This is a genomic window from Spiribacter vilamensis (genome assembly GCF_004217415.1).
GTDB classification, from domain to species: Bacteria; Pseudomonadota; Gammaproteobacteria; order Nitrococcales; family Nitrococcaceae; genus Spiribacter; species Spiribacter vilamensis.
In genome coordinates, this window is the sequence record NZ_SHLI01000001.1 from 17,708 (window position 1) to 29,902 (window position 12,195).

The 12,195-nt window shown below is 66.6% G+C and carries 10 protein-coding genes; 8 read left to right on the forward strand and 2 right to left on the reverse strand.

Annotated elements, in window-relative coordinates; translation table 11 throughout:
- The first annotated feature begins 14 nt into the window (after positions 1-14).
- From EV698_RS00160 to EV698_RS00180, 5 genes are all read left to right on the forward strand, one after another.
- Positions 15-1,250 carry an MFS transporter gene (locus tag EV698_RS00160; protein WP_239016150.1) on the forward strand — a complete coding sequence of 412 codons (1,236 nt, stop codon included), beginning with the start codon at positions 15-17 and terminating at the stop codon, positions 1,248-1,250.
- Positions 1,247-2,971, forward strand: a complete 1,725-nt coding sequence (locus EV698_RS00165; RefSeq protein ID WP_130502169.1) for a bifunctional sulfate adenylyltransferase/adenylylsulfate kinase — start codon at positions 1,247-1,249, stop codon at positions 2,969-2,971. The genes EV698_RS00160 and EV698_RS00165 overlap by 4 nt, the downstream gene beginning before the upstream one ends.
- A gap of 105 nt (positions 2,972-3,076) precedes the next feature.
- On the forward strand, positions 3,077-3,556 hold the full coding sequence (gene ssb / locus EV698_RS00170) for a single-stranded DNA-binding protein (RefSeq protein ID WP_130502170.1): 480 nt from the start codon (positions 3,077-3,079) through the stop codon (positions 3,554-3,556).
- An 85-nt stretch (positions 3,557-3,641) separates the two neighbouring features.
- Positions 3,642-4,859, forward strand: a complete 1,218-nt coding sequence (locus EV698_RS00175; protein WP_165385672.1) for an MFS transporter — start codon at positions 3,642-3,644, stop codon at positions 4,857-4,859.
- 29 nt (positions 4,860-4,888) lie between these two features.
- On the forward strand, positions 4,889-5,203 hold the full coding sequence (locus EV698_RS00180) for a HigA family addiction module antitoxin (protein ID WP_130502172.1): 315 nt from the start codon (positions 4,889-4,891) through the stop codon (positions 5,201-5,203).
- A gap of 23 nt (positions 5,204-5,226) precedes the next feature.
- Here EV698_RS00180 and EV698_RS00185 read toward each other — a convergent pair whose 3' ends face one another.
- Positions 5,227-7,929, reverse strand: a complete 2,703-nt coding sequence (locus EV698_RS00185) for an AMP-binding protein (RefSeq protein WP_130502173.1) — start codon at positions 7,927-7,929, stop codon at positions 5,227-5,229.
- A 1-nt stretch (position 7,930) separates the two neighbouring features.
- Complete coding sequence (locus EV698_RS00190; protein WP_165385673.1) at positions 7,931-8,530, reverse strand: HAD-IB family hydrolase; 600 nt, start codon at positions 8,528-8,530, stop codon at positions 7,931-7,933.
- 146 nt (positions 8,531-8,676) lie between these two features.
- Here EV698_RS00190 and deoD point away from each other — a divergent pair, with 146 nt between their 5' ends.
- Genes deoD through EV698_RS00205 form a run of 3 tightly spaced genes read left to right on the forward strand, consistent with a single transcriptional unit; the run spans position 8,677 to position 12,195 of the window.
- The gene (gene deoD / locus EV698_RS00195; protein ID WP_130502175.1) at positions 8,677-9,390 is read left to right on the forward strand and encodes a purine-nucleoside phosphorylase; all 714 of its coding nucleotides are present in this window, start codon (positions 8,677-8,679) and stop codon (positions 9,388-9,390) included.
- A gap of 16 nt (positions 9,391-9,406) precedes the next feature.
- Positions 9,407-10,762: a UDP-glucose dehydrogenase family protein gene (locus EV698_RS00200; protein ID WP_130502176.1), complete on the forward strand. Its 1,356-nt coding sequence runs from the start codon at positions 9,407-9,409 to the stop codon at positions 10,760-10,762.
- Positions 10,759-12,195: a mannose-1-phosphate guanylyltransferase/mannose-6-phosphate isomerase gene (locus EV698_RS00205; protein WP_130502177.1), complete on the forward strand. Its 1,437-nt coding sequence runs from the start codon at positions 10,759-10,761 to the stop codon at positions 12,193-12,195. Before EV698_RS00200 ends, EV698_RS00205 begins: the two co-directional genes overlap by 4 nt.

Genomic DNA, 12,195 nt, shown 5'->3' on the forward strand with positions numbered 1-12,195 from the left:
CGACAGGGGAAAATGTGCACGGCAAAGAGCCATCCAGCGCCGGGTCGATGAATTCGGCGGAACGTCGGGCCACGGCGGGCCTCGCCACGATCTTTGGCCTGCGGATGCTGGGATTGTTCCTGATCCTCCCGGTCTTCGCGATTTACGGCACCGAGCTGACCGGGGCGACACCGGCGTTGATCGGGCTCGCCGTCGGCGCCTACGGGCTCACACAGGCCCTTCTGCAGATCCCGTTCGGCATGCTCTCGGATCGCATCGGGCGTCGGCCGGTGATCGTGTTCGGGCTTTTGATCTTCGCGCTCGGCAGTGGCGTGGCCGCCGAGGCGCAGAGCATTCATGGCGTGATCCTGGGACGGGCGTTGCAGGGCTGCGGCGCGATTGCCGCCGCCGTCATGGCACTCGCCGCCGATCTGACCCGCGATCGGCAGCGCACCAAGTCCATGGCGGTCATCGGCATCAGCGTCGGGGCCGCGTTCATGATCGCGCTGGTGGCAGGGCCGGCGATTGCCGCCCAGGCCGGACTGGCCGGAGTCTTCTGGGCGACCGCCGGACTGGCACTGGTGGCGGTGGCCCTGCTCTACGGCCTCGTGCCGGCGGGTGGCGAGGTCGCCTTCCGACCCGAGGTCAACGCCCGCGCCGGGGGGCTGCCGATCGTGCTGCGCAGCCCCGATCTGCTGCGCCTGGACCTGGGCGTGCTGGTCCTGCACCTGGTGCTCACGGCGAGTTTCGTGGTCCTGCCGGTGGTGCTCGAGTCGCGGCTGGGGTTCGCCGGCGGCGATCACTGGAAGATCTACATCCCGGTACTGGCGCTGTCGGTGCTGGGCATGGGGGCGCTGATCGGTATCGGCGAGCGGCGCCGGATCCTGCATCGGCTGCTGGCGTTCGTCGCTGCGCTGGTCATCATCGCCGATCTGATCCTGGCCGGATTCAGCCAGTCCCTGCCGGCGGTGCTGCTGGGGTTGTGGCTGTTTTTCGTGGGCTTTAACACCCTCGAAGCGAGCCTGCCCTCGCTTTTGACTCGATTCGCACCGGACGGCCTGCGCGGGACGGCGCTGGGCGTCTATTCCACGGCGCAGTTCCTGGGTGCCTTTCTGGGTGGTGTTCTCGGCGGCGCCATCCAGGGCGCGTATGGCGTGGGCGGCGTATTCATCTTTTGCGCACTGGCGGCGGGGGTGTGGCTGCTGGCCGCCGTCGGCCTGAGTGCCCCGGCCTCGTACCAGGAAACAACAACTCAAGCGGAGACGACATGACGGACCTGATCCCGCCCTACGGCGGCACACTCAAGGATCTGAGGCTGGACGAAGCGGCCGCGCAATCGGTCAAGGCCGACGCGGTGGACTATCCGAGCTGGGACCTGACCGAGCGCCAGCTCTGCGATCTGGAGCTCCTCGCCAACGGGGGCTTCTCGCCCCTCGAGGGCTTCATGAATCAGCGCGACTACGATCGCGTGGTCAGCGACATGCGGCTCGCCGACGGCACACTCTGGCCGGTGCCAATCACCCTCGACGTGAGCGAGGCGTTCGCGGCCGCGATCGACACCAGCGATCGGGTGGCCCTGCGCGATCCGGAGGGCGTCATCCTCGCGATCCTGACCGTCTCTGATATCTGGCGGCCCGACCGCGAGCGCGAGGCCGAGCAGGTCTTCGGCACCCGCGATCCGGCGCATCCGGCGGTCACCTGGCTGCGCGATCAGAGCCATCCCGTCTATGTAGGCGGTCGGATCGAGGCGCTGGACCTGCCGGGGCACTACGATTTCACGCACCTGCGCCTGACCCCGGCCGAGCTGCGTGAGCGCTTCCGGCGCAATGGCTGGCGCCGCATCGTCGCGTTTCAGACCCGTAACCCCATGCACCGCGCCCATGTCGAGCTGACCTTCCTGGCCGCCCGCCAGGCCGAGGCCAATCTGCTGATCCACCCGGTGGTGGGTATGACCAAGCCCGGCGATGTCGATCACTACTCCCGCGTGCGCTGCTATGAGCATGTGCTGCACAAATACCCCGAGCAGACCACGGCGCTGTCGCTGCTGCCGCTCGCAATGCGCATGGGTGGACCGCGGGAGGCGATCTGGCATGCGATTATCCGCCGCAACTACGGCTGTACCCATCTCATCGTCGGCCGTGACCATGCCGGCCCGGGCAAGGACAGCCACGGCGAGGAGATCTACGGCCCCTACGACGCTCAGGAGATGGTGACCCGTTATGCCGACGAGCTGGGCATCCAGATGGTGCCGTTCCGGATGATGGTCTATGTGCAGGAGCGGGCCGGCTATGCGCCGATCGACGAGGTGGACGAGTCGACCGAGACGGTGATGAACATCTCCGGCACCGAATTCCGCCGGCGCATGCGCGAGGGCCTCGAGATCCCCGACTGGTTCGGTTACCCGGAGGTGGTCGAGGAGCTCCGCAAGACCTTCCCGCCGCGCGCGAAGCAGGGGCTGACGCTATTCTTTACCGGGTTATCCGGATCGGGGAAGTCGACCATCGCCAACGCGGTCATGGTCAAATTGATGGAGCGGGGCGGACGCCCGGTAACGCTGCTCGACGGCGACCGGGTCCGCAAGCATCTTTCCAGCGAACTGGGATTTTCCAAGGCCCATCGTGATCTCAATATTCGTCGCATCGGTTTTGTCGCGGCCGAGATCACTCGTAACGGTGGCGTGGCCATCTGCGCGCCCATCGCGCCCTACACCGCCACCCGCAACGCCGTGCGCGAGATGGTCGAATCGGCGAACGGCGGGTTCCTCGAGATCCATGTCGCGACGCCGCTCGAGGAATGCGAACGACGCGACCGCAAGGGACTCTATGCCCAGGCGCGGGCCGGTCAGATCACCGGGTTTACCGGCATCGATGATCCCTACGAGGCGCCCGAGACACCGGAGCTGCGGATCGATACCACCGACTGCACGGTGGAGGAGGCCGCCCAGCAGGTCCTGCTCAAGATCGAGGCCATGGGGTTCATGGACCTGCAGTGACCACCGGTCGGCCGGGCATTTGGTCGGCGGTCGTGAACGGGTAGAGTGGCAACACATGGCGGCGGTCACATCGACCCCGCCCCATCAGTCAACGGAGGCAGCGTCATGGCACGTGGAGTCAACAAGGTCATTCTTATCGGCAATCTCGGCGCCGATCCCGAGGTGCGCTATTCGGCGGCGGGAAGCGCCATTACCAACGCGCGACTCGCCACCACCGATCAGTGGAAGGACCGCCAGACCGGCGAGCAGCAGGAAAAGACGGAATGGCACCGGATCGTGTTCTTCGGTCGGCTGGCGGAGATCTCCGGTGAGTACCTGAAAAAGGGCTCGAAGATCTTCGTCGAGGGCCGGCTGCAGACCCGCAAGTGGCAGGGTCAGGACGGTACGGACAAGTTCACGACCGAGATCGTGGCGAACGACATGCAGATGCTCGATGGCGCCGGTGGCGGCGGCATGGGTGGCGGAAGCATGGGCGGTGGCGCTGGCAGCGGCATGAAGCAGGGTGCCCCGGCACCGGCCGCCAGTCAGGAACCGGCTCCACAGACGGCGCCGGTGGATGATTTCGACGACGACATCCCGTTCTAGTCGCCACTTCATCCTCTTTTGTAGCAGATTCCTCCGAAGCCCCTGATGTCCCTGGGGCTTCTTTGCTTCCGGGACAATGCGTCCAATGCTGACATCCAACCGCATCAAGGCCATCTGCGCCGCACGCATCCTATTGTTCGCGACCTTCATGACGGTGGCGGCCTGCATCCCCGTATTGATTGACGCCTGGGGGCTTAGTGGCGCTGCGGCCGGCGCCATCGTCTCCAGCTTTACGGCCGGCTATGCCGTGTCGCTATTTGTCTTCGGCTGGGCGGCGGATCATTTCGGCGCCCGTCGCATGGTTGAAATCTCCGCGGTGGCGGCCGCCATCACCAGTGCGGCCTTCGGATTCCTGGCGACGGACTGGTGGTCGGCGATGCTGCTGTACGGGGCAATCGGTCTGGCCCAGGGCGGCGTGTATACCCCCCTGATAATCGTGTTCTCCGACGAGGTGCCCACCGAACGTCGTGGCAAGGCGATGGGATGGCTGATTGCCTCTACCTCCGTGGGGTACGCCGTCTCGCTGGGTCTCTCGGCCGTGGGGATCGGCCTGGCGGGCTGGCAGGGGGCGTTTATGCTGACCGGCCTGTTACCGACGGCCGGCGCGGCGATCCTCGTCATCGCCCTGCGCGAATTACCCAACCGGGTCCATGAGCGGCCCCCCCGTGCCCGACTGACCGAGGAGGTGGTGGGCAACCGCGGGGCGCGGCTGCTGATTACTGGCTACGTGGCCCATAACTGGGAGCTGCTCGGCATGTGGGCATGGCTCCCGGCCTTCCTGGCTGCCGGCTTTGCCGTGAAGGGCGGCGAGCTGGCCGGGGCCAGCATCGCCGGTGCCTGGCTGGGCGGCGGGTTGCACCTGTTCGGCGCCACGGCCGCGCTCTCCATGGGGCATCTCTCGGATCGTACCGGGCAACGTCCCCTGCTGGTGGCGCTGGCGCTCCTTGGTGCGACGCTTTCGTTCACCATCGGATGGCTAGTGGTCGCCCCACCGATCCTGCTCGTCCCGCTGGCTCTGGCCTACGCCTTCGTCTGCCTGGGTGACTCGCCCATCCTCACCACGGCACTCGCCGAGCGTATCCGCCCCGGCTATCTCGGCGTCACTCTCGCTTGGCGCAGTCTGGCGGGTTTCAGCGCGGGGGCACTGGCGCCGGCCGCCTTCGGTGCAATGCTGGACCTGATCCGCTCCGCCGGCGGGGGCACAGTGATGGCCTGGGGTGGCAGTTTTCTACTACTGGGCCTCGGCGGCGCCATCGCCAGCGTCTGCGCCCTCCGCCTGCCTCCCGCCGGAGAGCAAAGATAAGCTCGTCGATTACCATTAGGGAGTACCCCATGCGCGAGATTGATCCGGTAACCCCGGGCGAGTTGCTGAAGGAGGAATTCCTCGACCCTATGGGGCTCTCTCAGTTTCGCCTCGCCAGGGAAATCGGCGTGCCGGCGCAGCGTATCGGGCAGATCATTGCGGGAAAACGCTCCGTAACGGCCGACACCGATTTGCGACTGTGTCGGTTCTTCGGGTTGAGCAATGGTTACTGGCTCCGGGCGCAGGCGGCGTACGACACTGAAGTGACGGAGGAAGCGCTGGCCGATCAGCTGAGCCGTATCCGGCCCTGGAACACAGACTTACCCAGGGACCACGGGGCATAGTCTACCAAGACGGTAGCTCTCCACTACTGCGTCTCGGCGGCGCCATCGCCAGCGTCTGCGCCCTCCGCCTGACTTCCGCCAACCGGGTCTGACGCCGTAGTGCTCGGCCCCAGTGCCGCCATTGCCTGACTGACCGAGTCAACGATCACCCGGCTGTCCTCGCCGTAATCCTCGGGTAACAGCGGCTCGCCGATGCGAATTCGGATGGTGCCCCGCTGCGGGATGAGCTGACCGACGGGCAGCACCGAGTCCGTCCCGTCGATCCAGACCGGCACCACTGGGACGGGATGCGCCGCGAGCAGGAGGCCGATGCCCGGGCGCAGGGGTTGTAGCTCGCCATCCCGGCCGCGCTGTCCCTCCGGGAACCAGACCAGGGAATGGCCGCGTTGCAGCGTCGCGGTGGCCAGCGCCAGGCTCCGTTGCGGTGCTGCCCCCGGATCGATGGGCAGAATCCGCGCGATATGGCTGAAGCCCCGGCGCAGGGCCGACGAAAACAACAGCCCCGTCCACCCGGCCCAGAACAGCGGCTCGATCTGGCGGCGGGTCAGGCTGTCGGTGAGGGCGACGGGGTCGTAGGCGCTGATATGCCGGGGCGTGATGAGGAACGGACCGTTCTGCGGCCACTCCCCCTCGACCTCGATATGCGCGAAGCGCCGATTGATGGCCCGGCAGCCACCCAGGGCCAGCCTGGCCGTAGCGTAGCGGAACGGGCCGCGGGGCGTCAGCAGTTGCTTTGATGACTCATCGAGCAGTGCCTCCGGTGCGGCCAGCTGCTCGATCAGCGTTGTCGGTCCCTCCCCGGTACCCGCGATCGCGGCGGGGTCGGCCTGAATCACCTCCTGGAGGAGGTCACGCACGGTCTCCACCCGGCCGATGGCGGCATCGTCGAGCTCGATCCCGGCCTGATCGCGCAGTCCCAGGCCCAGATCCATCCAGCCGAGGGAGTCGAGCCCCAGGTCCTGATGGAGTCGGCTGTCCGGAGTGAGCCGTTTGTTCGCGAAACGCTCGGCAAGATACTCCCAGGTGGCCAGGGCCGCCTCGTCGGCCAGCAGGGCCTGGTCCTCCGGCGCCATGGCTTCGGCGTCGATCGGTGCCTGGAGTGTCTCTGGCTGCTCTTCGCCGAGGCTGTCGAAAAGCGTCGCCAGGTGGGGACGGCGCAGTTTGCCAAGGCGGGTCCGGGGCAGGGGATCGACGCTCAGCCGGATCTCGCCCACCGCGTGATGGGCCGGGAGATCGGCCCGGGCGGCACGGAGCGCGGCATTGACTCGCTCTTGCCGTGCGTCCGGCGAATCATCCGTGTCGGCGGCCACGATCACGGCGGCGAGCCGACCGTCGCGCGCCAGGACCCCCGCCTCGCGGATGGCCGGCTGGGCGTTCAACACCCGCTCGATACGTTCCGGGTCGATGTTCTCACCGCCCGAGAGCACGACGGTGGATGAGAGTCGACCGCTGAGATGCAGGTAACCGTCATCGTCGATCTGGCCACCATCCCCGGTGCGGAACCAGCCCTCGGCGTCGAAGATTTCGTCGTTGGGTACAACGCTATGCCGGTAACCGGTGAAGACGTTCGGGCCCCGGGCACGAACCTCGCCATCGACAATGCGCAGCGACACGCCGGGCAGCGGGCGACCCGCGGTCTCGAGTCGTCCATCGCCCGGGGCGTTGAGGGTGAGGATCGGTGCCGTCTCGGTCAGGCCGTAGCCACTCGCGAGCCTCCAGCCCAGGCCCTGAAGACGTCGGGCAATGGTCGGATCCAGTGCCGCACCGCCGTTCACCGCCAGGCGCAACGAGGGTGCGAGGCGCTTCATGACCGGTCGGAACAGCCAACGCCCGATCGGCCAGCCGAGACGTGCCTGGAGCCGCTGGCAGGTGTCGACGCTGGCATGGAAGAGCCGTTGCCGCCAGGGCTGCTGGCCGCCCAGGCGTGCCTCGAGCCGACTCCACAGCGCTTCGTAGAGCCGCGGGACGCCGAGCAGGATGGTCGCGCGGCCCGCCCGCAGGGCCTCGGCGATGCGCGGGCCCACCAGTGAGCGCGGCAGGATCAGCGTCGCGCCAGTGCCCATCACCGTGAGTAGCCCGACGCTGAACGGATAGACGTGATGCAGCGGCAGGGGTAACAGCACCCGGTCTTCCGGCCCGGCGATACGCTCTTCGAGCAGGGCGCGAACGTTGCTGACCAGATTGGCGTGGGTGAGCGGCACGCCCTTCGGTGGGCCGGTTGTCCCCGAGGTGTAGAACAGGGTGGCAATGTCGGCGGCATCGGGGTCGTCGCGCGGCGCCGAGTCGGCAGGCTCATCGTCCGTCACTGTCAGCGACAGTGAGTCGATCTCGATGACGGGCGCCGTGGGCGATGGTTCCGGCAGGGCGGCGCGCAGCGCCCGGGTGATGTAGATCCGTGCCGGATCGGCGTCGGCGATGACGTGGGCGAGGTCTTCGCGGCCCATCTGGGCGTCCACCGGGACCAGGACGGCCCCGTGCATCAGGGTGGCGAGGGCGATGACGATCCACTCGACGCCGTTGGGCGCCTGAATCAGCACCCGGTCGCCGCGACCGATCCCGGCATCGCCCAGGGTCTGTGCATGGGCCTCGGCCATGGCCAGCAGGCGCTGCCGCTCAAGGGTCACCGGCCCTTTGGCCGTATAAGCGATCAAAGCGGCCTTCTGCGCGCTCCCCGGTGCCGTTCGGAGGAGGGCGGGGATTGTCAGGCGCTCGGCGTCGGCCGCCATCTCAGCGCAGTCCCCGGTAGGTTGCGTGATCGGCCAGTGCCAGCATCTCGGTGTCCCCCGCGGTGTCGCCGTAGGCATAGATCGGATGATACTCGGCGGGGTCGAGCAATGCCCGCAGGCGCTCGACTTTCTCCGGGCCGCGACAGTTGCGGCCCGCCAGATCGCCGGTGAGCCGACCGTTGCGGCGCTCCATGTGTGTTGCCAGCAGCTCGATGCCGAGGGAGTCGGTCCAGGGCCGCAGCCATTCGCTGATGGATGCCGATATGACCACCACCCGATGGCCGGCCTGGCGGTGCCAGTCGAGTCGCTCCCGGGCCAGGGGTCGGAGTAGCGAATCGAGGTGATTGAGCGCGTAGTCCCGGCCGATGGCCCGGAACGTCTCGTCCGCCATCCCGCCGAAGAAGTGGCGTAGCAGATGGACTTTGGCGTGATCGCGATGGACGGCGCCCACCGGCACGCCCAGCAGCGACGGGGCAAGACTCACACTCGCGGCGAGGCAGCGCGTGACACCGAACTGCCTGAGCAACAGGTCGCTGAGCGTATCCCGTCGAGTCAGCGTTCCATCCATATCAAACAGGGCCAGAGGGCCGGAATCGGGCATGATGGGCTCCCTGTAAATCAACCCGCATTCTGCCGCGACTGCGACCTGAATGTACATTCACCGGCGCTAATGGCTGGCCAGTCGCCGGCGGGGTGGGTACAGTTTCAAGGTTTTAATATTCACGCAATCGCAAAGGAGCGAACCCCATGGCGACCCCGCATATCAGTGCCGAGCCAGGCGATTTTGCCGACACCGTCCTCATGCCGGGTGATCCCCTGCGCGCGAAGGTCATCGCCGACAACTACCTCGACGATGTCCGCGAAGTCACCAACACCCGCAACATGCTTGGCTACACGGGACGCTATGGCGATACGCCGGTCTCGGTCATGGGCTCGGGGATGGGCATTCCGTCGATGTCGATCTACGCCTTCGAGCTCTACACCCAGTACGAGGTGGAGAAGATTATCCGTGTCGGGACCTGCGGTGGTATCAGCCCGGCGGTGAAGGTGCGGGACATCATTGTGGCGATGGGCGCGTCCACTGACTCGAGCGTCAATCGCACCCGCCTGGATGGCGACGATTTCGCGGCGATCGCCGACTACGGCCTGCTCGAGGCGACAGTCAATGCGGCGCGTGCCGCCGGCGCCACGCCTCGCGTCGGTAATGTCTTTTCTTCGGAGCTCTTCTACAACCCGCGGGCGAACTTCTTCGACACGCTGAAGGCCCACGGCATCCTTGCCGTGGAGATGGAGGCCGCCGGGCTCTATGGTGTAGCGGCCGAAACCGGCAAGCGGGCGGTCAGCGTGCTGACGGTCAGCGATCATGTCGTGACCGGGGCATCCACCAGTGCCGATGAGCGCCAGAACAGCTTCCAGGAAATGATGCAGGTGGCTCTGGAAGCCGCCGCGCACACCAACTGATCACGCGGAGGCAGGGATGCGAGTCAGTATTTTCGGCACCGGCTATGTCGGCCTCGTCACCGGGGCCTGTTTCGCCGAGGTGGGCAATGACGTGATCTGTGTCGACGTCGACGCCGACAAGATCGAACAACTCAACCGTGGCGAGATGCCCATCTTCGAGCCGGGCCTCGAGGCCATGGTCATCCGCAATCGCGATGCCGGGCGCCTGCGTTTTACCACCGATGCCGCGATGGCGGTCGAGCATGGCGATTTTCAGTTTATCGCCGTGGGGACGCCGTCCGACGAGGATGGATCGGCCGATCTGCGCCATGTGCTTACGGTGGCGGACACGATCGCGACATCAATGGAGAGCCACCGGATCATCGTCGACAAATCCACTGTTCCGGTGGGCACGGCAGACCGTGTCCGCGAGGCGGTGGATCGCCGGCTGCAGCAGCGCGGCGTCACCACCTCCTACTCGGTGGTTTCCAACCCCGAGTTCCTCAAGGAGGGGGCGGCGATCAACGACTTCATGAAACCCGAGCGGGTCATCGTGGGTTGTGACGACGCCTATTCGCGCGAACAGCTCCATGCCCTCTATGCGCCGTTCAACCGCAATCACGACCGGTTGATCAGCATGGATGTGCGTTCGGCGGAGCTGACCAAGTACGCCGCCAACGCCATGCTCGCGACCAAGATCAGTTTCATGAACGAGCTCGCCAATATCGCCGATCGCGTCGGCGCAGACATCGAGCGCGTGCGCATCGGCATCGGTGCCGATCCTCGGATTGGCTATCACTTTATCTATCCCGGCGCCGGCTACGGCGGCTCGTGTTTCCCCAAGGACGTCAAGGCCCTGGCGCGGACCGCGCACGATGTCGACTACGTCCCGCAGCTGCTGCAGGCGGTGGAGGAGGTCAACGACCGCCAGAAGCATTACCTTTTCAACCGTATTCGCGAGCATTACCGGGGCGATCTGGCCGGCCGGCGTTTCGCGCTCTGGGGCCTGTCGTTCAAGCCCAACACCGATGACATGCGTGAGGCCGCCAGTCGGCGCCTGATGGAGTCGCTCTGGGAGGCCGGTGCCTCCGTGCAGGCGTTCGATCCGAAGGCGATGGACGAGACGCGGCGGCTGTATGGCGATCGTGCCGGCCTGACCCTGTGCGACAGCCCGGAAGCCGCCCTTGAGGGCTGCGATGCGCTGGTGGTCATGACCGAGTGGAATCTGTTCCGCAGTCCCGACTTCGAGTTGATCCGCAGTCACCTTGCCGACGCCGTGATCTTCGATGGCCGCAATATCTATGACCCGGCGGTGCTGGCGCGCCTCGGGTTCCAGTACCACGCCATCGGCCGTCCGCCGGTAACGCCGGGCGAGGCGGGAGCGAAGGCATGAGCGAACCGACCGCCGAACTGCCCGTTCTCCCGGTCATCCTCTCCGGTGGCATCGGTTCGCGTCTCTGGCCGCTGTCGCGCGAGACCTATCCCAAGCAGTTCCTGGACGTGGCCGCCGGCGGCCGGACGCTGGTGCAGCAGACGCTCGAGCGCCTTGAGGGCATCCCCGGTCTGGGTTCGCCGATGGTGATCTGTAACCAGTCGCATCGTTTCCTGGTCGCCGAGCAGCTTCGGGACAATCCGCTCGGTAGCGCGCAGATCCTGCTCGAGCCAGTGGGCCGCAACACGGCTCCGGCCGTGGCCGTGGCGGCACTACAGGCGCTGCGCGCATCGTCGGATGCGATCCTGGCGGTATTCCCGGCCGATCACCTGGTAGGCCAGCCGGCGCACCTGCGCGCGGCCGTGGTCGACGCGATCGAGGCCGCCCGGGACGGTGGACTGGTCACCTTCGGCGTGGTCCCCACCTGTCCCGAGACCGGTTACGGCTATATCGAGGCGGGCGAGCCGGTGAACGGCGGGCCGGCGCGCCGGGTGCGGCGCTTTGTCGAAAAGCCCGATGCCGAGACCGCACGGACGTATGTGGACAGCGGCCGGTTCTACTGGAACTCGGGGATGTTCGTGATGCGTGCCTCGCGTTATCTCGACGCCCTCAAGCGCCATGCGCCGGCTATCCTCGAGGCCTGCGAGGCGGCGATCGGGGCGGCCGAGCAGGACATGGACTTCGTGCGCCTGAACGAGGCCGCCTTCGAGCGCTGTCCAGCGGATTCCATCGACTACGCGGTCATGGAGCAGACCGACGCGGCCGTGACCCTGCCGCTCGATGCCGACTGGAACGACCTGGGATCGTGGGCAACGCTGATGGACGCCGTCGAGCGCGATGCCGCCGGGAATGTGCTGCTCGGTGACGTTATGGCCGAGGACAGCCACAACAACTATGTGCGCGCCGAGAGTCGGCTGGTCGCGACGGTGGGGCTCGAAGATCACGTGGTGGTCGAGACCGCCGACTCGGTGCTGGTGGCCCCTCGCGATCAGGTCCACTCGGTCAAGCAGATCGTTCGGCGATTGCAGGATGATGGCCGACCCGAGGCACTCGAGCACCGTCAGGTTCATCGTCCGTGGGGCAGCTACGAGGGCCTGGTGCGCTCGGAGCGATTCCAGGTCAAGCGCATAGTCGTCACGCCGGGATCCCGCCTCTCGCTGCAGATGCACCACCACCGCGCCGAGCACTGGGTAGTGGTTCGTGGCACCGCCCGCGTGACCCGTGGCGACGAGGTCTTCCTGCTTGGTGAGGATCAGTCCACCTACATCCCGCTAGGCACCGTTCACCGGCTTGAAAACCCCGGCATGATCCCCCTGGAGCTGGTGGAGGTGCAGTCCGGCAGCTATCTGGGTGAAGACGATATCGTGCGCATTGAGGATCACTATGGGCGATAG